Below are 20,334 nucleotides of genomic sequence, written 5' to 3' on the forward strand. Positions count from 1 at the left end.
TGGGGACAAATCCCTAATCCCGCTAACGCCGGGCGATTTTGCCGGCGATAAAGATCAGCAGTACGGCCCCCACCACCGACATGATCAGGGAGCCGATCAGTCCTGTGGCAGCCAGCCCCAGTAGGCGAAACACCAGGCCGCCGAGAAAACCGCCCACCAGCCCCACCACTATGTTGCCGAGCAGGCCGAAGCCCTGCCCTTTCATCAGGTTGCCGGCAATCCAGCCGGCCAGGGCGCCGATAATCAATCCCCAGAAAAGTCCCATAAGCTCTCCTTCTTGTTTCGGTTGGCCAGGGTTCATTGCAGTGAGCCCCGCCCCCTCTTCATCATCCAGCGCAGCTCCAGCCGTAGGGTCGATTTCAATCGACCAAATGCCACACCTCGGCCACGGGCATAACACCCTTGCGGGCCGGCCGTAGGCCGAATTTATTCGACCAGATGGAGCGCCGCTTCACCAGTCCGGATCCCGGTCATCAAGCCAGCAGGCTTAGCAGCGCCTGCACCGGATGCCTGACCGGCTGCCCTTCCATCCGCTTGACCTGGCTGCGGCAGGAGAAGCCGGTGGCCAGGCAGCGCTCACGGGGCAATTTGCTTATGGGCTCGGCCCAGCTCAGGCCATAGAGGGTTCTGGAACCTTCCAGGTTTCTGGTTTCGTGGCCGTAGGTACCGGCCATGCCGCAACAGCCCACCGCCACCGGCTCGAGCCGGGCGCCCAGGTGGCCGAAGATGTAGCCCCAGTCCTGATGGGTGGCGGGCTTGGCGGTTTTTTCGGTGCAGTGGCCGAACAGGTACCAAGGCTCGCCGGCCGGCTCCCGGGCCGGGATCTGCTCCAGCACCCGCAGCAGCCACTCCTGGGGCAGCAGCACCTCGAAGTCGCCCCGGGCCGGGCCCAGGATTTTCTCGTATTCGTCCCGGTAGCAGAGCACCAGGGAGGGATCCACCCCCACCATGGGGATACCGAGCCGGGCCAGCCGGTTGAGGAACTGGGCGCTGTCGGCGGCCATGGCGGCGAAACGGCGCAAAAAGCCCTTGACGTGGGCCGCCTTGCCGTTGGGCTTGAACGGCAGCACCACCGGCGCGAAGCCGAGCGCCGTGGCCAGGCGCACCAGATCGAACACCACCTGGGCATCGTAGAAGGAGGTGAAGGGATCCTGCACGATGAGCAGGGTTTTCGCCTTCTGCTCCGCGCTCAGGCCCTGCAGCCGGGCCAGGTCGAACTGGCCGGCCGGGCCGTCGGCCAGCAGGGTCTTGAGGCTGGGCTCGCTCACCAGGGGCATGTCCACCATGCCAAGCCAAGAGGCGGCGCCGCGCTTGACCCACTGGTTCTTCATCACCGGGTTGACCAGGCCCGGGGCCTTCGCCATCCAGGGGGTGTAGCTTTCCACCCAGGATACCAGGTAATCCTTGGGCGGGCGCTGGTAGCGTTGGTGGTAAAGCTGCAGGAAGCGGGCGCGGAAGGTGGGCACGTCCACCTTGATCGGACACTGGCTGGAGCAGGCCTTGCAGGCCAGGCAGCCGTCCATCGCCTCCTTCACCTCGTGGGAGAAGTCGTATTCGCCCCGGCGCCTGGCCAGGGTGTGCTTGATGCGCTCCACCATGCCCTTGACGCTGCTGCCCCGGCTCATCACCGCCGCCTCCTCGGCCATGGGATCGAAGCCCTGGGCCGAGAGCTGGCGCAGCCACTCCCGCACCAGGCCGGCCCGGCCCTTGGGCGAGTGGCGCCGGTCGGCGGTGAGCTTCATCGAGGGGCACATGGGCGAGCGCACTTCGAAGTCGAAACAGAGCCCGTTGCCGTTGCAGTCCATGGCCTGGGTGAAGCCGTCACGCACGTGCACCGGTATCTGCCGGTCGAAGAAGCCGCGCTTGGTGGCATCCACCGACACCAGTTGTTCCAGGCTGTCGAGCGGGGTGCAGATCTTGCCTGGGTTCAGCCGGTTGAAGGGATCGAAGGCCGACTTGATGCGGCGCAGCTCGGTAAACAGGGTTTCGCCGAAAAACACCGGGCTGTATTCGGAGCGGTAGCCCTTGCCGTGCTCGCCCCACATCAGGCCGCCGAATTTGGCGGTCAGCGCATTGACCTGGTCGGAAATGCGACGCAGCATCACCTCCTGCTCCGGGTCGGTCAGGTCCAGCGCCGGGCGCACGTGCAGTACGCCGGCGTCCACATGGCCGAACATGCCATATTGCAGGCCGTTATCGTCGAGCAGTTGGCGGAATTCCATGATGTAGTCGGCCAGGTGCTCGGGCGGCACCGCCGTGTCCTCCACGAAGGCCACCGGCTTCTTGCGGCCCTTGGCATTGCCGAGCAGGCCCACCGCCTTCTTGCGCATGGCGTAGATGCGGTTGAGGGAGGCCAAATCGTCGCACCGCTGATAACCGATGATGCCCGCCTCGCCCCGTTCGATGAGTTCGTCGAGCCGGGCGCAGAGGGCCTCGACCTTGTCGCGCTGGGCGGCTTCGTCCTGGTCGGCGTATTCCACCATGTTGAGGCCGTCCATCACCTTGCCCGGCACATCCTGGATAAGATTACTCACCGAATGCCAGATGATGTCTTCCCGCGCCAGGTTGAGCACCCTGGAGTCCACGGTTTCCACCGACAGCGCCTTGGCCTCCACCATCAGCGGGGCGTTGCGCAGGGCGGACTGGAAGCTGTCGTACTTGACGTTGACCAGGGTGCGGTAGTTGGGAATGGGGGTCAGATCCAGCCAGGCTTCAGTGATAAAGGCCAGCGACCCCTCGGAGCCGCACAGGATGCGGGTCAGATCCAGGGTATGGGTATGCTTGTCGTAAACATGTTTGAGGTCGTAGCCGGTCAGGAAGCGATTGAGCTTGGGGAAGCGGCGCTCTATCTCGCCCGCGTGCCCGGTGACGCTGTGGTAGACGCAGCGGTACAGCTCCCCTTCCCGGCTGTCTTCCTCGAGCTTCCGGTCCAGCGCCTCGCCTGACACCGGCCCGGTTTCGATAAGGGTGCCGTCCACCAGCACGGCGGTCACGCCCAGCACGTGATCCGAGGTCTTGCCATAGACCAGGGAACCCTGGCCGGAGGCGTCGGTGTTGATCATGCCGCCGATGGTGGCCCTGTTGCTGGTGGACAGATCGGGAGAGAAGAAGAGCCCATGGGGCTGAACCAGCTGGTTCAGCTTGTCTTTCACCATGCCGGTCTGCACCCGTACCCTGCGGCCATCCGCATCCACGGTCAGCAACTGGTGCATATGGCGGGACAGGTCCACCACTATGTTGTCGTTGAGCGACTGGCCGTTGGTGCCGGTGCCGCCGCCCCTGGGCGCGAAGCGGATGTCCTTGTAGGCCTCCTTCCCGGCCAGGGTCAGCATCACCACCAGATCCTGGCTGGAGCGGGGAAACACCACCGCCTGCGGCAGGCACTGGTAGACGCTGTTGTCGGTGGCTACCGCCAGCCGGCTGGCGTAGCTGCGTTCTATGTCACCGCGAAAACCGCTGCCGGCCAAGGCCTCGAGAAACGAAAAATAGGTGGGGTGTATCTGCTGCTGCAGATCAATCCTTGGGATCATAACGACCTGTCCCCTTTATATCCTGAATGCGCCCAGAGAGGCGTCCAGTATACACCCGGGGGGGCTGCCGGGGCGAGCGGCGAGACAGGGGACCACCGTAGACAAGTCGCCGTGGATTCGGCCTGATCTGCCCCAACTGTCCCTTTAGGGACATGGCCGGAAACGACCGGGCACGGCAGCATAAGCTATCTGAATCCATTATTGCGGAGCCATAGTGACCTCTATCCATCCCCTGCTGGACCATCTGAAACAACGGGGGCTTATCGCCCAGGTTTCCGATGAAATCGCCCTGACACGGCATCTCGAGAGCGGCTCCCGGGTGCTCTATTGCGGTTTCGATCCTACCGCCGGCAGCCTGCATATCGGCCACCTGGTGCCCTTGCTGATGTTGCGCCGCTTCCTGGCCGCCGGCCACCGGGTGGTCGCCCTGATCGGCGGCGCCACCGGCCTGATCGGCGACCCCAGCTTCAAGGCCACCGAACGCAGCCTGAACAGCGCCGATACCGTGCAGGGCTGGGTGGACAGCCTGGCTGAACAGATAGGCCGCTTGCTGGACGTAAACGAGGAGGCGCGGGTACGGCTGGTCAACAACGCCGACTGGATGGGCACCATGGACGTGCTCGGTTTCTTGCGGGACATCGGCAAGCACTTTTCGGTCAACGCCATGATCGCCAAGGAATCGGTCAGGCAACGGCTGGCCCGGCCCGAACAGGGGCTGTCGTTTACCGAGTTCTCCTACTCCCTGTTGCAGTCCTACGACTTCGCGCTGCTCAACCGGGAGCTCGACTGTACCCTGCAGATCGGCGGCAACGATCAATGGGGCAATATCACCAGCGGTATCGATCTGACGCGCCGCCTCAACCGGCAGCGGGTATTCGGGCTGACCCTGCCGCTGATCACCAAGGCCGATGGCACCAAATTCGGCAAGACCGAGACCGGCACCGTCTGGCTGGATCCGGCCAAGACCTCGCCCTACGCCTTCTACCAGTTCTGGCTGAACACCGCCGATGCCGATGTGTACGCTTTCCTCCGTTACTACACCTTCTTGTCCCTGGCGGAGATAGCGACGATTGAACGGGCGGATAACAGCGGTCCGGGCAAGCCCAGGGCCCAGGAGGTGCTGGCCACCGAACTGACCCGGATGGTGCATGGCGAGGCGGCCCTGGCCGGTGCCGGGCGCATCAGCAGGGCGCTGTTTTCAGGCGACTTCAGCCGGCTCGGCGCCGACGAGTTCGCCCAACTGGAGCAGGACGGTATTCCCATGAGCACCACGGGTGAACCGGACGCACTGCCTCCCCTGCTGGTGCAGGCGGGCCTGGCCGGTTCCCATCGCCAGGCCCGGGAATTGATCGCCCAGGGCGCCATCACCGTCAACGGCATCCAGGCCCATGGTGAGTCCCTTTCTGGCCATGCGCGGCTGCACCGGCATTACCTGGTGTTGCGCCGGGGCAAGAAACACTTCCACCTGCTCAAGGTACGGGATAAGGCCTGAGCCAACGACGGCCACCTTGTTAGCGGCTACGTCGCCCGCCGCCGCTCCGTTTGCCGGCGGTATCAGGCTTCCCGCGCCCCGAGCCCGTCGAGCGCGCTCCCGGGGCCGCCGCTTTAGTTCTGCCGTCCTGGCCGACCCTCGGCCCCTTGCGGGCCGCCTTGGGCACATCGAGGCGGGACGCTTCCTCGGTTTTGCTCGAGCCCTCGACCATGGCATTGATCACCGCCAGTTCCTGGACGCTGACTTCTCGCCACTGGCCCGGCTTGAGGTTGCCCAGGGCGATGTTCATGATCCGGATGCGCTTCAGGCTGGTGACCTGAAACCCCAGGTACTCCGCCATCCGCCGGATCTGCCGGTTCAACCCCTGGGTCAGGATGATATTGAAGGTCTTCGGCCCTATTTTGCGTACCTTGCAGGGCTTGGTCACGGTGTCGAGAATGGGCACTCCCGCCGCCATGCGGGCAACAAAGTCGTCGGTGATGGGCTTGTCTACCGACACGATATATTCCTTCTCGTGGGCGTTGCCGGCACGCAGTATCTTGTTGACGATATCGCCGTCGTTGGTGAGCAGGATCAGGCCGGACGACGGCTTGTCGAGGCGGCCGATGGGGAAAATCCGCGCCTGGTAGTTGACCGCGTCGACGATGTTGCCGGGAATGGCCTGATCGGTGGTGCAGGTAATGCCGATGGGCTTGTTATAGACCAGGTAAACCGGCTGAGGCTTGCTCCGCAAGGGTTTGCCGTTGATGGTGATCTTGTCCGCCGGCGTCACCTTGACGCCCATGCCGGCCACCTGGCCGTTCACGGCCACCTGCCCCTGCTCAATCAGCCGGTCGGCCTCACGGCGGGAGCAGATGCCGGTTTCACTGATAAATTTGTTCAGGCGGGTGCCGCCGTTGTCTGCTGTCATGGGCCCTGAAGCTCTCCCTCGGTGGCGATAAACCGGCCCAATCCGGACGGACCCGGGGCGGTTTTGCTGAAAAGCGGCAGTGTAGGCGCCCGGGCCAGCCATCGCAAGCCCCTTCCCCGGGCAGCCAGCTAGAGCCAGCGCCTGACCCGGGCACAGTAGTCGAGGTATGGCTTCCCGAATTTAGCGGCCAGCGCCCGCTCTTCCGCCGCTATCTGCACCCGGTTCATATAGATGACGAAGGCCGCCAGCCAGAGCAGGTTGAACAGGCTGCCGAGCCAGAGCAACCAGGCCAGCAACAGCAGCAGGTCGGCCAGGTAGATGGGATTGCGCGAGCGGCGAAAGACCCCTGTGGTCACCAGGTGCGACGCCTGCTCCGGATGAAAAGGCAGCACAGTGGTATGGGCCCGGAGCAGCTGCCACGCCGCCACCGCCATCAGCGCCAGCCCCGCCGCCAGCACCAGCAGGGCAGCCAAGCCCTGGCCGGCAAAGGCCTGCCCGCCGCTCCAGCGCCGGACCAGCCACATCAGGCCGGCGGTCAACGCCACCACGCCGGGCGGCGGCAGCCACAGCAGACGGCGCAGGGTGGCCGGGCGCATCAGGACTCCGCCAGCCATTCTCGCGGCGATGCCGGTGCGGCAGGCGAGGCCTCCGCCACCGGCTCTTCCGGCTCCCGGTAGCAACGGGTCATGCGCAAGGCTTCATACAAATCCGGATAAAGCAGGATACCGTCTTCGCCCACCCGGATGCCGGCCTGGTGCAGCCAGTGGGTCATCTGGCTGCGCCGGCCGGCCATCACCATGTGAATGCCGCGCCGCTTCAGCTCCTTGTGCAGCTCCCCCACCATGCTCATCACGCTGATATCCTGGTGGGTAAAACAGGAGACCGCATCGATGATCAGGCACTTGGGCTGGTATTTCTCCCCGTTTAGCAACAGCAGCACCCGGCGTTTGAAATAGGATGCATTGAAATAGGTCAGCGGTGAATTAAAGCGGTAGATCAGCACCCCGGTGACGGCCTTGACCTCTTCGTTATGGCCCAGGGTATGGACTATGCCCTCCTCATTCATGCCCATCAGTTGATCGGTCGGTCGCATCACATTGCGCAAAAACTGGAACAACCCCAACAGTACCGCCAGGGTAATGCCGGGAATCACCCCCATGAACAACACCCCGACGAAGGTGATCCAGGCCAGCCAGAAGGCGGCGTTGTCCGAGTGGCGCAGCGCCCACTGACCGCGCAGATCAATCAGTGACAGCGAGGCCATCACCAGCACTATGCCCAGCGCCGCGGTGGGAATATATTGCAGCGGCGCGGTCAGCAAAAAGGTGACCAGGGCGATCACGGTAGCGGCAACGACGGATACCAGCTGGCTCTTGCCGCCGTTGGCGTCATTGACCGCGGTGCGCGAGTCGGCCCCGCTGATGGCGAACCCCTGGGACACCGCCGACGCCAGGTTGGCCATGCCGAGGGCACGAAATTCCTTGTCGGCGTCGATTTCATAGCCGTTTTTGGCGGCAAAGCTGCGGGCGGTGAGCATCATCGACACGAAGCTCACCATCGCCAGGTTGAGTGCCGGCAGTACCAGCTCCCGCATCAGGCCGGGGGGAAACTCGGGGATCTGCAACGACGGAATGCCCCCGCTGATGGTTCCCACCACCATGATACCGGCCCGCTCCGGCCCAAGCCCCCACAACAGGGCGGCGGTGACGGCCAGCGCCAGCATGCTGCTGGGCCACTGGGGACGGAAACGACGGCAGGCCAGCATCACCGCCAAGGCCAGCAGGCTGATGCCCAGGGTGGGCCAATGGATAAGCGACAGGTAATTGGGGGCCGCGGCTATCCGTTCAATCAATTCGGACTCGTCGAAGGTAAAGCCGAAGATACTCGACAGCTGACCGACCATGATGGTGATGGCCACCCCGTTAAGCAGCCCCAGCAGAATCGGACGGGACAGAAAATCGGCCAGTACCCCCAGTTTGAACCGGCTGGCGATCAGGCACCAGAAGCCGGTCATGGCGGTCATGGTCATCACCAGTTGCCAGTGCCGGGTGGCATCACCCGCCGCCAGGGGGGTGACCACGGCGGCAATCACGGCACAGGTGGCGGCGTCGGGTCCGACGATCAACTGACGGGAAGTGCCGAACAGGGCATAGGCCAGCATCGGCAGTATGCAGGAATAGAGTCCCACCACGGCCCCCACCCCGGCCAGCTCCGCATAGGCGATGGCCACCGGCAGCGCCACCGCCGCCACCGACAGGCCGGCGCGCAGATCCGGCAGCAACCAGGCCCGCTGATACTCCAGCAATGCCACCAGTCCCGGCATCCAGCGAGCCAGGGTGAAAAAATCGCGCATTTTTCAACCACTTGCAATTAGTTATCCGGTCTTAATTATAGGGCGACAAAGCGGCAAAGTGCGCGAGCGCCACCACAGTTAGTAGAAACAGCGGCGGCGGTTCAGCATCCGGCCAGGGCGGGACGCCCATTTACCCGGGCCAGCCAGCGCTGGATATGGGGCATGGATGTCACCTCCATCCCCAGCCGCGGCAGGAAGCCTATCAGCACATAGGCGGCGATATCGGCGATGGAATAGCGCTCCCCCGCCAGGTAATCCGCTTCCGCCAGGCGCCGCTCCAGCCGGGGCAGGAACGCCTGTACCCGCGCCCTGGACTCCTCGCCCCAGGCGGGGACGCAGGTTTCCCTATCCCGATACACCCCGCTCAGATTGCGGAAGGCCTGAAAGGCCGGGATCAGCCCGTCCAGCTCTACGATACGGTGCCACATCTCCACCCGGGCCCGGGCCAGGGGACTGTCGCCGAACAGGGCGAGCTCATCCGGGTACAGCTCATCGAAATAGCGGCAGATGTCCACCGATTCGCACAGGTAGCTGCCGTCGTCGAGCTCCAGCAAGGGGATGCGTCCGTTGGCGCTGATCGCCTTGAATTCCTCGGTGAGGTTGGCACCGGCGCGCACGTCCACCTGAATACGTGCGATGTCCACGCCTTTTTCGGCCAGAAAGATATTCAGCCGCCGGGCGCTGGGGGTGGTCGCCAGCTCATACAGTTTCATAGGGTAACCTTGTCGTGGTGGGCTCATGGCCCTGAACTCTAGATGATCCGGGCTTGCGCCGCCAATATCGGGGGAATGCCGTCACTCGCGCTAAGGTCGCCCATATCGCAAAAATAGAATCCGATTATCCGGATTGCGACCTCGGTGCCGTTTGTTGCCTGTCCACCGACGCCAAAGTATGGTTGAATAATCCTCTGCCAGCCCGGCAACCGCTTTCCCATCCCATGACCAACAGGCTCCCGATGGCATGACGACACGCATTCTGATTTGTGACGACTCCGTCCTGGCACGCAAGCAAATGGCCAGATCCCTGCCCGGTGACTGGGAGGTGCAGCTTGATTTCGCCGAACATGGCCGCGCGGCCCTGGAACACTTGCACACCCGGGGTGCCGATGTGCTGTTCCTGGATCTGAACATGCCGGAGCTGGATGGCTATGGTGTGCTGGAAGCCATAAAAAAAGCGGACCTGCCGGTGATGACGCTGGTGGTGTCCGGCGATATCCAGCCCCAGGCACGTGACCGGGTCAGGGCGCTGGGCGCCATGGGCTTTGTTAAAAAGCCCATCGATGGCCAGGAACTGGTCGGCCTGCTGCGTCGGTATGGCCTCTACCAGCCAGCGGCCATGGCGCCGAGCCAGCCGAGGGATAACGCCCCTGATGAGCCGTCGTTATCGCTGCATGATTACCTGCAGGAGTTGGCCAACGTCGCCATGGGCCAGGCCTCGGATCTGCTGGCCCGCCTGTTTGACGTCTTTATCCGTCAACCCATCCCCCGGGTCGCGCGCATCGCCCGCAGCGAACTCAGCATGGCCATTTCCGCGGTGGAAAGCAGCTGCTATTCGGCCGTGTGCCAAGGGTTCGTGGGCGCCGGCGTGTCCGGCGAGGCGCTGCTGCTGTTTTCCGATGCCAGCATAGAGGAAATGTCCCGGTTGTTGCATTACGACGCCCCCACCACCAGGGCACCGGAAGTCGAGATCCTGATGGACATGTCGAGCATCTTGTTCGGCGCCTTTCTCAAGGGGATGGGGGATCAACTCGATATCCGCCTGGGGCTGGGGCACCCGACGGTCCTCGGCCGGCACCAGCGGATAGATGTATTGCTCGAGCATCACAGCAAGCAAAGCGAGCAATTGCTGTGCATCGAGATCCCTTACGCCATCGAACATCACCACATTCACTGCAACCTGCTGGTGCTGCTGACGGAGGAGTCGGTCCGCCGGCTGGAGCAGCGCCTGTTTTATCTGACGGAGTAAAGGATGAGCCCCACCGAACAGGACGCATACGCTTTTCACTGGCTGGTAGACATGCTGGAGTCGGTTGAAATCGGCCTGGTGGTGATCGATCTGGACTTCCGGGTACAGCTGTGGAACGGTTTTATGGAAAACCACAGCGGCCGGACCTCCACCGCCGTACGCGATAACAACCTGTTCAGGCTCTTTCCCGAACTGCCGGAAACCTGGCTGCGCCGCAAGGTGGATACGGTCGTCACCCTCAACACCAAGGCATTCACCACTTGGGAACAAAGGCCCTGGCTGTTCCGCTTCCGCAATACCCGCCCCGTTACCGGCACCCAGGAGTACATGTTCCAGAACCTGACCATCAGTCCGCTGTCGGAGCCCGATGGCCGTGTCGGACGGGTCTGCCTGATGGTGTATGATGTCACCGATGTGGCCAGCAGCCGGCTGGCACTGGAGCAGGCCAATGAACAACTGGCCCGGCTGAGCATGACCGACCGGCTGACCGGGCTGCTCAACCGCTGTACCTGGGAAAACCTGGTCGACGCCGAATTCGCCCGCTTTCGGCGCTACGGCCATCGCAGCAGCCTGGTGATGTTCGACATCGACAATTTCAAGCTGATCAACGATCGATATGGCCATCTGGCCGGTGACGAGGTCATCCGCCAGGTGGCGGCCATCACCAGGGCCAACCTGCGCCATGCGGATCAGGCGGGTCGCTATGGTGGTGAAGAATTTGGCATCATACTGCCGGAAACCGATCTCGACGGCGCCGGCATCATCAGCGAGCGCATCCGTCAGGCGGTAGCGGCGTCGGTGGTGACCACCCAGGGTATCGATATTCGCTATACCATCAGCCTGGGCGTTGCCAGCCTGAGCGACGGGCCGAAAAATCACATGGAGTGGCTGCGCCAGGCCGATGAGGCCCTCTACGCCGCCAAGCACGGCGGCCGTAATCGGGTGGTGCTGGCCTGAGGACGCCCGGCAAAGCCGGGCGCTGGTGTCAGTCGAGGATGCTTTCCAGGATAAAACGCACGTTCTTGGTGGCGATGTCCACCAGTATCGCCTTGTCGCCCACCCGCTGCCACTCATAGCCCTCGTAGTAGGGCAGCCGGCCGCGCAGGCGTGGGTCGAACTGTTTGGCAATGCCCGGCGGCAAGGGCTTGCCCCGCGCCAGGTTCATCCGGATGCCCGGCGGCAGCGCATCGCGGCGATGATCGTAACCGATCCAGTCGCGATGCTCGCGGAAAATGACCCGCAGGGAGGCCTCGTCGATACGCGGCTCGCGCCTGTCGTGATAGTCGCGCCGCTCGCTGCCTCGCTCCTGCCGCTGCCAGTTCCGTTCACGCTCACGGGACGACTCGCCCCGGTTGTCGCTGCGTAGCAATGGCTCCCGCTGTTGCCCCTGGGCATGGCCCGGACCCTTGCCCTCCGGCGGCTGGGCCCAGGCCGGCGCCAGGCTCAAACCGAGCAGCCCACCCAGCAATAAGGTTCCCAACTTGTATCTGCCCTGCATAACAGCCTCCCGGCGGTGTTGACTTGCCTTCAATCTACTCCCGTCAGGGCGAGGCGGCAAACCCCGGGGTACGCCATGGGACTTGTTCTGTCGGGCTCAGTCCAGCCGCTTGGCGTAGCACTCCCGCTCCATGTCGACCACCTCCACGGTGAGGGAGATATTCTTGAGCCCCAGGCCGGCCAGGGCATCCAGCACCATGGCCGACAGGGCCTGTTTCTGCTCCGGCGTGCGCCCCGACAGTATCTTCAGGGTCACATGGATAAAATCGCGGCGGGCGCCGCCGTGGTGGTGGTAGTCGTAGCCGATGGCCCGGCTCTTGATGTCGGCCTCCTCGAACAGGCCGCTGTCGAGGGCCCCCTGGTGCACCGCCATGACCAGGGCCGAGGGGCTGAGCTGGCGTCCCAGGGTGGTGGAATATTCGATAACGCAATGGGGCATGAAGGTGCTCCTTAAAAACAGAAAGCCCCATGACGGGGCTTTCGCAATAGAGGGCAGAATTAAACCAGTTCGATCACCTCGAAGCTGACTTCCGGATTGACGTCGGCGTCGTAATCCACGCCGGCCAGGCCGAAGCCGAACAGGCGCAGGAACTCGTCCTTGTAGCCCTGGTAATCGGTCAGTTCATAGATGGTGTCGTCGGTGATCTTCTGCCAGATCTCGCGGCAGGCGTTCTGCACCTCGTCGCGCAGCTCCCAGTCGTCCAGGCGCAGGCGGTTCTGCTCGTCCACCTGGGCGGGCTGGCCGCTGTAGAGGCGATCATGGAACAGGCGCTGGATTTGCTCGATGCAGCCTTCGTGAATGCCCTGCTCCTTCATCACCTTGAACGCCATGGAGATATACAGCGGCATCACCGGGATGGCGGCGGAAGCCTGGGTCACCACCGACTTGAGCACCGCCACATGGGCGTTGCCGCCACGGCTCTTCAGTTTGGCGTCGATGGCGTGGGCGGCGCGATCCAGGTCTTCCTTGGCCTTGCCCAGGGTGCCGTGCCAGTAGATGGGCCAGGTCAGGTCGGTGCCGATATAGGAATAGGCCACGGACTTGGCGCCCTCGGCCAACACGCCGGCATCGGCCAGGGCGTTCATCCACAATTCCCAGTCCTGACCGCCCATCACCTGGATGGTATCGGCGATTTCCTGCTCGTTGGCCGGCTCGACCACGGCTTCCACCAGCACGTCCTTGTTGGTGTCGAGGGCCACCGACTTGTAGGGCTCGCCGATGGGCTTGAGCGCGGAGCGCACCACTTCACCGCTGTCGGGCAGCTTGCGCACCGGCGAGGCGAGGGAATAGACCACCAGATCGATCTGGCCCAGGTCCTGTTTAATCAGCTCGATCACCTGCTCGCGGCACTCGTTGGAGAAGGCATCGCCGTTGATGCTCTTGGCGTACAGGCCCTCTTCCTTGGCGGCCTTGTCGAAGGCGGCGGCATTGTACCAGCCGGCGGAGCCGGTCTTCTTCTCGGTGCCCGGCTTTTCGAAGAACACGCCGATGGTGGCGGCGCCGCTGCCGAAGGCGGCGTTGATGCGGGAGGCCAGGCCGTAACCGGTGGACGCACCGATCACCAGTACCTTCTTCGGACCCTGCGCCAGCTTGCCCTTGGCTTTGACGTAGGCGATTTGCTCGCGTACATTCGCCTCACAGCCGACCGGGTGGGTGGTGGTACAGATAAAGCCACGAACCTTGGGTTTGATGATCATAGAGATGTTTGCCTCGGTTATTCACAAAGAAGGGGCTAAAGATACCCTATTCCGGGACAAATGTGAGGCCTGATGTGTTCACCCTTCGCCCCTATCAGCAGGAAGCGGTCGACCGCACCCTGGACTACTTTCGCCGCCACCATGAACCGGGGCTGCTGGTGCTGCCCACCGGCGCCGGCAAAAGCCTGGTGATCGCCGAGCTGGCCCGCCTGGCCCGGGGCCGGGTGCTGGTGCTGGCCCACGTCAAGGAGCTGGTGGAGCAGAACCACGCCAAATACCGGGCCTATGGCCGGGAGGCGGCCATCTTCTCCGCCGGCCTCGGCCAAAAGCAGGCCCATACCCAGGTGGTGTTCGGCTCGGTGCAGTCGGTGGCGCGCAACCTGGAGCAGTTCCGCGATTTCAGCCTGGTGATCATCGACGAATGCCACCGGGTGTCGGACGACGATGACAGCCAGTATCTGCAGGCGGTCAACCACCTGCGCCAGAGCAACCCCAGGCTCAAGGTGCTGGGGCTCACCGCCACCCCCTACCGGCTGGGGCTGGGCTGGATTTATCAAACCCACCACCATGGCCTGGTACGCAGCCGATCCAGACGTTTTTTCAAACATTGCCTGTTCGAACTGCCGCTGCGGCTGATGATCAAGCAGGGCTACCTGTGCCCGCCCCGACTGGTGGACGCCCCCGTGGTGCACTACGACTTTTCCCGGCTGTATGAGCAGGGGCTCTTTACCGAGCAGGCGCTGGATAGGGAGCTGGCCCGCCAGCCCAGGGTCACGCCCCACATAGTGGAGCAGATCCGCGACTATGCCGCCGATCGCAGCGGGATCATGGTATTTGCCGCCACCGTACGCCACGCCGCCGAAGTGGCCGCGCTGTTGCCGGCGGCAGAAACGGCGCTGATCACCGGTGACACGCCCGGGCCGGAGCGGGACGCCATTATCCGCCGTTTCAAGGCGCGGGAACTCAGGTTCCTGGTCAATGTGTCGGTGCTGACCACCGGCTTCGACGCCCCCCATGTGGATCTTATCGCCATTCTGCGGCCGACCCAGTCGGTAGCCCTGTACCAGCAAATCATTGGCCGGGGGCTGCGCCAGAGCCCGGGCAAGACCGACTGCCTGGTGCTGGACTACGCCGGCAACAACATGGACATCTTCGCCCCCGAAGTGGGCGAACCCCGCCCCCACCCCGATACCACCCAGGTGCAGGTACCCTGCCCCGCCTGCGGCTTCGCCAATATCTTCTGGGGCAAGACCGATGCCGAAGGCCGGGTACTGGAGCATTTCGGCCGCCGCTGCCAGGGCCTGTTCGAAGACGACGAGGGCCATGCCGAGCCCTGCGGCTATCGCTTTCGTTTCAAGTCCTGTCCCCAGTGCCTGGCGGAAAACGACATCGCCGCCCGGGAGTGCGGCGACTGCGGCCACCTGCTGGTGGATCCGGATAAAAAACTCAAGGAAGCCCTGGCCCTCAAGGATGCGCTGGTGCTGCGCTGCGCCGGCCTCAGCCTGGAAGCGGGCGCGGGCAAATATGGCCCCAGCCTCAAGGTCACCTATCATGACGAAGACGGCACCGCCGTCAGCGCCTGGTATCCCTTCGACGACAAGGGCAAGCGGGGGCGGTTTTTCAATGACTTTGTGCAGCCTCATTGGCCGGCGCCGGGCCTGGAGCCGAACTTTACGACCCTGGCCGAGGTCTTAGCCTGCGCCGGCCGTTTTCGTCACCCGGATTTTGTGATTGCCCGTCAGCACAAGCGCAGCTGGCAGGTAAAAGAAACACTGTTCGATTACCAGGGCCGGTATCGACGCGCCCATGAATTGGGGTAAGGACGGGAACTGGGGACAGGCATGCTATATTGGCCCCGCAGACAACATGCAAGATCACAATCAAAGAGCACATCCATGATAAAAACCGCATTAACCGGCCTCGTCATCCTCATGGCTGCCCTGACAACCCAGGCAGCCCTGCCACCGGAACACGGCCAATCCGCCTGGTTGCTGGCGGATCTCGACAGCGGCCGCATTGAGCAGGCCCACAACGCCGAGCTGTTGCTCAAGCCCGCCTCGACCCAGAAGCTGCTCACCACCCTGGCCGGCGCCCTGGCACTGGGGCCGGAGTGGCGTTATGAAACCCGGCTTCGCTACCGGGGCCAGCTGGAAAACGGCCTGCTGGTGGGGGATCTCTTGCTCGACTTCGTCGGTGACCCCAGCCTGAGTCGGGAGCAATTGCGGGATCTGCTGGCCCGCAGCGGCGTCCGCCGGGTCAGCGGCAATGTGCTGCTCAACCAGGTACGCTTTGCCGGCTACGACAGAGGCAACGGCTGGTCCTGGAACGACTTGAGCGTCTGCTACAGCGCGCCGGTCTCGGCACTGATCCTGGACAGGAACTGTGTACAGGGCGCGCTCTATGCCCGCCCGGGCCAGCCGGCCCGCGCTACCGTGCCCGGCCATCAACCGGTCGGGATCAGCGCCGAGGTGGAGGTGCTGGCCGAAGCCGAACGCAAACAGCGTTTCTGTGAGCTGGAAGTCGAAATGCGCCCCCCCAATCAGTACCATCTGACCGGCTGCATCGGGCCGCGCCAGGAGCCCTGGCCCATGCGTTTCGCCATCCAGGATGTGGATGCCTGGGGCGAGCGGCTCACCCGCTGGGCCCTTGAGCAGGCCGGGATCCAGCTATCCGGCGGCATCAGCAGCAGCCGACTCGACGCCGATGGCTGGCCCGAGCTCGCCAGCCATCGATCGCCACCGTTACGAGAATTGAGCCGGCGTATCCTGGAAAGCTCCGACAACCTCTACGCCGACAGCCTGCTGCGCACCCTGGGAGCCGTGCATTTCAACCAGCCCGGCAGTTTCCGCAACGGCACCCAGGCGGTACGCGACATCCTCAAGGAGCAGGCCGATATCGATCTGGGGCCGGCCTGGCTGGCGGACGGCTCCGGCCTGTCGGCCCATAATCTGCTGCGTGCCGCGGATCTGCTGGCGGTACTGCGGGTGATGGCAGAACGCCCGGCGCTCGACTGGCTGGTGGCGGCCCTGCCGGTGAGCGGCGAAAACGGTACCCTCCAGTACCGGAAGAGCGTCATCCAGGCTCCGCTCAAGGGCCGAGTCCAGGCCAAGACCGGCACCATCGCCCATGTGCAGAACCTGGCCGGCTTTATCGACACCGACGGCGGCCGCAAGGCCTTCGTGCTGCTGCAAAATGGCCTGTCCATCAGTCCCGAACAGGAGCGGCAACTGGCCCGGGGCGAAGGGGACTGGCCGGCCCGGCAGTTCGAACGCCAATGGCTGGAAGCGGCGCTGGGCAGTGGTATCATCAGCCAGGCCAATCAATAAGTAATGCATTAACGATTTATCTTATGAGAGCCGGGTCTTTATACTGGCTCCGTCAATCAGTCAGGAGAGCGCTATGTTTGCTGTGATTTTTGGTCGTCCCGGTTGCCCCTATTGTGTCCGTGCCAAAGAGCTGGCGGAAAAACTGACCGAGGAACGTGATGATTTCAAGTTCCGCTACGTCGACATTCATGCCGAGGGCATTTCCAAGGAAGATCTGGAAAAAACCGTAGGCAAACCGGTGCAGACGGTACCGCAGATTTTTCTCGACCAGCAGCATATCGGCGGCTATACCGACTTCGAAGCCCACGCCAAAGCACATCTGGGGCTGTTCCAATAAGGCATTGGTTGCCGGACAGAGGGCGGCGTTCATGCCGCCCTCTGTTGCGTGGCAACATAACATCGGCCAAAAACCGCCTCTGGCCATCTTTTTTCAATAAAACCCCTCGCATACCCCTTTTCATCTTGGTTTCAAAGCCCCATCATGGACGCCATCACTTGTCTGAACTGGCTTGTCTGTTCCCGGATAGCTTCATGCCCCGGCGCGTGGTTTTCATGCCGCCCTGGCGCCTTCCTGATTGTCTGTGACCGTCATGGCCAGTGAATAACCCGAGGCCGTTAGCACCCATGTATTCCGTAGAAAAATCCCACAAGCTGGATAACGTCTGTTACGACATTCGCGGGCCAGTCCACAAAGAGGCCCGTCGCCTGGAAGACGAAGGCCACCGCATTCTCAAGCTCAATATCGGCAACCCCGCCCCCTTCGGGTTCGAGGCCCCGGAAGAGCTGCTCAAGGATGCCATTGTGAACATGCCCACCAGCCAGGGCTACTGCGATTCCAAGGGACTGTTTTCGGCACGCAAGGCGGTGATGCAGTATTACCAGCAGAAGGGGCTGCGCACCACCGATCTGGATGATATCTATATCGGCAACGGGGTATCGGAGCTGATCGTGATGTCGATGCAGGCGCTGCTCAACAACGGCGACGAGATCCTGGTTCCCTCGCCCGATTACCCGCTATGGACGGCGGCGGTCACCCTGTCCGGCGGCAAGGCGGTGCACTACCTGTGTGACGAAGGTGCCGACTGGTACCCGGATCTGGACGATATCAAGGCCAAGATCAGCCCGCGCACCAAGGGCATAGTGCTGATCAACCCCAACAACCCCACCGGCGCCGTCTATGGCAGCGAATTCCTGCTGGAAATCGTGGAGATCGCCCGCCAGAACCGGCTCATCATCTTCGCCGACGAGATCTACGACAAAATCCTGTACGACGATGTCGCCCATCATTCGATCTGCACTCTCTGCGACGACGTGCTGGTGGCCACCTTCAACGGCCTGTCCAAGAGCTATCGCGCCGCCGGTTTCCGCCAGGGCTGGATGATGCTGAGCGGCCCCAAGCATCAGGCCCGGGACTATATCGAGGGGCTGGAAATGCTCGCCTCCATGCGGCTGTGCGCCAATGTGCCCATGCAGCACTGCATCCAGGCGGCGCTGGGCGGTTACCAGAGCATCAACGAGCTGGTGCTGCCCGGCGGCCGCCTGCGCCAGCAGCGGGACAAGGCCTGGGAGCTGCTCAACCAGATCCCCGGCATCTCTTGCGTCAAGCCCAAGGGCGCCATCTACATGTTCCCGCGGCTGGATCCCAAGGTGTACGACATCAAGGACGATCAGAAGATGGTGTACGATCTGCTGTTGCAGGAAAAACTGCTGATCGTGCAGGGCACCGGCTTCAACTGGCCCAAACCGGATCACTTCCGCCTGGTCACCCTGCCACGGGTAGAAGATATCGAGGACGCCATCGGCCGTATCGCCCGCTTCCTCAAGCATTACCGGCAGTAAAGCTGGAAGCTGGAAGCTGGAAGCTGGAAGCTGGAAGCTGGAAGCTGGAAGCTGGAAGCTGGAAGCTGGAAGCTGGAAGTAAAATGAAAAATGGCGCTGCAATGCAGCGCCATTTTTATTTTCACAGATCGGCTCGACGCCGGACGATGACGCCTTATCGTTATACAACGCCGGGCGGCTTCAAGCCTCCAGCTTCTCGCTTCAGGCTACAGCAACGGGCTCAGCAGGTAGAACAGGTTTTCCGCCACTCGCTTGCGCAGGGGGCGCTTGCGCCACTCCAGCCAGGACAGCGGGCTGGCATCGGCCAGATAATCGTCGGCCAGGCGCAACAGCTCGCCCATGGCCTGGCCGTCATCCACCAGCAGCGTCATCTCGAAGTTCAGCCACAGGCTGCGCTTGTCCAGGTTGACCGTGCCCACCAGGGCAAACTGGTGATCCACCAGCACGCATTTGGTATGCAGCAAGCCGGCGGAATACAGGTGGATCTCGACCCCCGCGTGCAACAACTCGTCGAAGAAGGCGTTGCAGGCATGATTGACCATGACCGAGTCGTTTCGTGCCGGCAGCACCAGCTGCACTTCCACCCCCCTGTCAGCGGCCGAACAGAGGGCCGCCACCAGGGGATCGTCGGGCACGAAGTAAGGGGTGATCAGCACCAGCCGCCGCCGGGCCTGATACACGGCGGTCAGCAGGCTCTGCTGAATGGCATCACCGCCCATGAAGGGGCCGGACGGCAACAATTGCAGCTTGAGCTGGTTATCCAGACAGCTGATGGGGTGATACTCCAGCTGTTCCAACAACCGTTCGCCTGTTTCCATTTCCCAGTCCCACACGAACAGGGACCAGATGATGGGCACTATGGGACCGCGGATACGCAGCATGATGTCCACCCACTGGCCCACCCCCGCGTCCTGCTTGAAACAGGCCGGATCCACCAGGTTCATGGAGCCGGTATAGGCCACCTCGTCATCGATCACCACCAGCTTGCGGTGCATGCGCAGATCCTGACGCTCGAACAGCACCCGCAAGGCGCCCACCGGCAGTACCTCCACCACCTTGACTCCCGCCTCCCGCAGCCGCCTGGGCCAGCGGCTGCGAAAAAAGTCGGCGCTGCCCACCGAGTCCAGCAACAGCCGGCAATCCAGCCCCCGCCGGGCCGCATCCATCAGGGCATAGGCCACCTCGTCGGCCTGCCCGCCCGGATGCCAGATGTAGAACTCCAGGTAGCAGGAGCTGCGCGCGGCCTGGATATCGGCCCGCATCGCCGCCAGTATTTCCTCCGGCTGCTGCAGCAGGGTCATGCCGTTGCCGCTCAGCATCGGCATATTGAGCCGGGCCTTGACCAGCTCGTAGATGGGGCGGGCCGGATCGCTCACGTCGAAACGCTGGCCGGGAAAGCGGGACACCAGCACGTTGATCCAGTCCGCATAAGGCCGGTACATGGACTTGGCCCGTTCCGCCCGCTTGCGCCCCAGGCGCACCTCGCCCAACAGAATGTAGGTGGCCACGCCCAGGATGGGGATGGCGTAGATCAGCGCCAGCCAGGCCAGGGACACCCCTACCGCCCGGCGCTTCATGATGACCCTGACCGTCACCCCTATCACCAGGCTGGTATGCGCCAGAAACAGCAACCAGCCCAGTAGCGTATAAAGATAATCGCTCAAAAATGCCTTGCTCCTCTAAAGCGGGACGGTGCAGACTGTCTCTGATGCAGCAATCCCAGA

Annotated in this window: 17 protein-coding genes; 7 read left to right on the plus strand and 10 right to left on the minus strand. The window is 63.1% G+C overall.

Going from position 1 to position 20,334, the window contains the following annotated elements:
- Positions 1-22: 22 nt before the first annotated feature.
- Together JKV55_RS14970 and ydiJ are read right to left on the minus strand one after the other, a co-directional pair.
- Positions 23-265 carry a GlsB/YeaQ/YmgE family stress response membrane protein gene (locus tag JKV55_RS14970; RefSeq protein WP_202087375.1) on the minus strand — a complete coding sequence of 81 codons (243 nt, stop codon included), beginning with the start codon at positions 263-265 and terminating at the stop codon, positions 23-25.
- A 208-nt stretch (positions 266-473) separates the two neighbouring features.
- Positions 474-3,530 (minus strand): D-2-hydroxyglutarate dehydrogenase YdiJ, encoded by a 3,057-nt coding sequence (gene ydiJ, locus JKV55_RS14975; protein WP_202087378.1) that lies wholly within the window; start codon positions 3,528-3,530, stop codon positions 474-476.
- Positions 3,531-3,744: 214 nt separating this feature from the next.
- On the opposite strand from ydiJ, the gene tyrS reads away from it, so the two are divergent.
- Positions 3,745-5,022: a tyrosine--tRNA ligase gene (gene tyrS, locus JKV55_RS14980; RefSeq protein WP_202087379.1), complete on the plus strand. Its 1,278-nt coding sequence runs from the start codon at positions 3,745-3,747 to the stop codon at positions 5,020-5,022.
- 19 nt (positions 5,023-5,041) lie between these two features.
- Here tyrS and rluF read toward each other — a convergent pair whose 3' ends face one another.
- The 4 genes from rluF to JKV55_RS15000 all read right to left on the minus strand — a co-directional run bounded on the left by rluF (position 5,042) and on the right by JKV55_RS15000 (position 8,998).
- Positions 5,042-5,932 carry a 23S rRNA pseudouridine(2604) synthase RluF gene (rluF, locus tag JKV55_RS14985; RefSeq protein WP_202087389.1) on the minus strand — a complete coding sequence of 297 codons (891 nt, stop codon included), beginning with the start codon at positions 5,930-5,932 and terminating at the stop codon, positions 5,042-5,044.
- A 128-nt stretch (positions 5,933-6,060) separates the two neighbouring features.
- Positions 6,061-6,528, minus strand: coding sequence for a methyltransferase family protein (locus tag JKV55_RS14990; protein ID WP_202087391.1), 468 nt, complete (start codon positions 6,526-6,528; stop codon positions 6,061-6,063).
- A complete protein-coding gene (locus JKV55_RS14995) occupies positions 6,528-8,285 on the minus strand; it encodes a SulP family inorganic anion transporter (protein ID WP_202087393.1) in 1,758 nt (585 codons plus the stop codon). Before JKV55_RS14995 ends, JKV55_RS14990 begins: the two co-directional genes overlap by 1 nt.
- Before the next feature lie 101 nt (positions 8,286-8,386).
- Positions 8,387-8,998, minus strand: a complete 612-nt coding sequence (locus JKV55_RS15000; RefSeq protein WP_202087395.1) for a glutathione S-transferase family protein — start codon at positions 8,996-8,998, stop codon at positions 8,387-8,389.
- A 247-nt stretch (positions 8,999-9,245) separates the two neighbouring features.
- On the opposite strand from JKV55_RS15000, the gene JKV55_RS15005 reads away from it, so the two are divergent.
- The gene (locus JKV55_RS15005; protein WP_202087397.1) at positions 9,246-10,250 is read left to right on the plus strand and encodes a response regulator; all 1,005 of its coding nucleotides are present in this window, start codon (positions 9,246-9,248) and stop codon (positions 10,248-10,250) included.
- A 3-nt stretch (positions 10,251-10,253) separates the two neighbouring features.
- Positions 10,254-11,207 carry a GGDEF domain-containing protein gene (locus tag JKV55_RS15010; protein WP_202087406.1) on the plus strand — a complete coding sequence of 318 codons (954 nt, stop codon included), beginning with the start codon at positions 10,254-10,256 and terminating at the stop codon, positions 11,205-11,207.
- 28 nt (positions 11,208-11,235) lie between these two features.
- Here the strand turns inward: JKV55_RS15010 and JKV55_RS15015 are convergent, their stop codons facing one another.
- The 3 genes from JKV55_RS15015 to fabV all read right to left on the minus strand — a co-directional run bounded on the left by JKV55_RS15015 (position 11,236) and on the right by fabV (position 13,445).
- Positions 11,236-11,748, minus strand: coding sequence for an anti-virulence regulator CigR family protein (locus tag JKV55_RS15015; RefSeq protein ID WP_202087407.1), 513 nt, complete (start codon positions 11,746-11,748; stop codon positions 11,236-11,238).
- Between the two features lie 96 nt (positions 11,749-11,844).
- Complete coding sequence (locus tag JKV55_RS15020; protein ID WP_202087408.1) at positions 11,845-12,186, minus strand: 5-carboxymethyl-2-hydroxymuconate Delta-isomerase; 342 nt, start codon at positions 12,184-12,186, stop codon at positions 11,845-11,847.
- 59 nt (positions 12,187-12,245) lie between these two features.
- Positions 12,246-13,445, minus strand: a complete 1,200-nt coding sequence (gene fabV / locus JKV55_RS15025) for an enoyl-ACP reductase FabV (protein WP_202087409.1) — start codon at positions 13,443-13,445, stop codon at positions 12,246-12,248.
- A gap of 74 nt (positions 13,446-13,519) precedes the next feature.
- On the opposite strand from fabV, the gene radD reads away from it, so the two are divergent.
- The 4 genes from radD (at position 13,520) to JKV55_RS15045 (ending at position 18,610) form a co-directional block, all read left to right on the plus strand.
- Positions 13,520-15,265, plus strand: coding sequence for a DNA repair helicase RadD (gene radD, locus JKV55_RS15030; RefSeq protein ID WP_202087410.1), 1,746 nt, complete (start codon positions 13,520-13,522; stop codon positions 15,263-15,265).
- A 75-nt stretch (positions 15,266-15,340) separates the two neighbouring features.
- Positions 15,341-16,771, plus strand: a complete 1,431-nt coding sequence (gene dacB, locus JKV55_RS15035; RefSeq protein ID WP_202087415.1) for a D-alanyl-D-alanine carboxypeptidase/D-alanyl-D-alanine endopeptidase — start codon at positions 15,341-15,343, stop codon at positions 16,769-16,771.
- Between the two features lie 73 nt (positions 16,772-16,844).
- The gene (locus JKV55_RS15040) at positions 16,845-17,108 is read left to right on the plus strand and encodes a GrxA family glutaredoxin (protein ID WP_202087417.1); all 264 of its coding nucleotides are present in this window, start codon (positions 16,845-16,847) and stop codon (positions 17,106-17,108) included.
- Positions 17,109-17,395: 287 nt separating this feature from the next.
- Entirely contained in the window at positions 17,396-18,610 is a 1,215-nt protein-coding gene (locus JKV55_RS15045) for a pyridoxal phosphate-dependent aminotransferase (RefSeq protein WP_202087418.1), read from the plus strand.
- 206 nt (positions 18,611-18,816) lie between these two features.
- Here the strand turns inward: JKV55_RS15045 and cls are convergent, their stop codons facing one another.
- The gene (gene cls, locus JKV55_RS15050) at positions 18,817-20,274 is read right to left on the minus strand and encodes a cardiolipin synthase (RefSeq protein ID WP_202087419.1); all 1,458 of its coding nucleotides are present in this window, start codon (positions 20,272-20,274) and stop codon (positions 18,817-18,819) included.
- Positions 20,275-20,334 lie beyond the last annotated feature (60 nt).

The organism is Zobellella iuensis (assembly GCF_016746085.1).
Classification (GTDB): Bacteria; Pseudomonadota; Gammaproteobacteria; order Enterobacterales; family Aeromonadaceae; genus Oceanimonas; species Oceanimonas iuensis.

What these genes read in the sequence shown, in the direction of transcription:
- JKV55_RS14970 (WP_202087375.1), bottom strand. Translation starts at nt 265, where the DNA reads ATGGGACTTTTCTGGGGATTGATTATCGGCGCCCTGGCCGGCTGGATT.
- ydiJ (WP_202087378.1), bottom strand. Translation starts at nt 3,530, where the DNA reads ATGATCCCAAGGATTGATCTGCAGCAGCAGATACACCCCACCTATTTT.
- rluF (WP_202087389.1), bottom strand. Translation starts at nt 5,932, where the DNA reads ATGACAGCAGACAACGGCGGCACCCGCCTGAACAAATTTATCAGTGAA.
- JKV55_RS14990 (WP_202087391.1), bottom strand. Translation starts at nt 6,528, where the DNA reads ATGCGCCCGGCCACCCTGCGCCGTCTGCTGTGGCTGCCGCCGCCCGGC.
- JKV55_RS14995 (WP_202087393.1), bottom strand. Translation starts at nt 8,285, where the DNA reads ATGCGCGATTTTTTCACCCTGGCTCGCTGGATGCCGGGACTGGTGGCA.
- JKV55_RS15000 (WP_202087395.1), bottom strand. Translation starts at nt 8,998, where the DNA reads ATGAAACTGTATGAGCTGGCGACCACCCCCAGCGCCCGGCGGCTGAAT.
- JKV55_RS15005 (WP_202087397.1), top strand. Translation starts at nt 9,246, where the DNA reads ATGACGACACGCATTCTGATTTGTGACGACTCCGTCCTGGCACGCAAG.
- JKV55_RS15010 (WP_202087406.1), top strand. Translation starts at nt 10,254, where the DNA reads ATGAGCCCCACCGAACAGGACGCATACGCTTTTCACTGGCTGGTAGAC.
- JKV55_RS15015 (WP_202087407.1), bottom strand. Translation starts at nt 11,748, where the DNA reads ATGCAGGGCAGATACAAGTTGGGAACCTTATTGCTGGGTGGGCTGCTC.
- JKV55_RS15020 (WP_202087408.1), bottom strand. Translation starts at nt 12,186, where the DNA reads ATGCCCCATTGCGTTATCGAATATTCCACCACCCTGGGACGCCAGCTC.
- fabV (WP_202087409.1), bottom strand. Translation starts at nt 13,445, where the DNA reads ATGATCATCAAACCCAAGGTTCGTGGCTTTATCTGTACCACCACCCAC.
- dacB (WP_202087415.1), top strand. Translation starts at nt 15,341, where the DNA reads ATGATAAAAACCGCATTAACCGGCCTCGTCATCCTCATGGCTGCCCTG.
- JKV55_RS15040 (WP_202087417.1), top strand. Translation starts at nt 16,845, where the DNA reads ATGTTTGCTGTGATTTTTGGTCGTCCCGGTTGCCCCTATTGTGTCCGT.
- JKV55_RS15045 (WP_202087418.1), top strand. Translation starts at nt 17,396, where the DNA reads ATGTATTCCGTAGAAAAATCCCACAAGCTGGATAACGTCTGTTACGAC.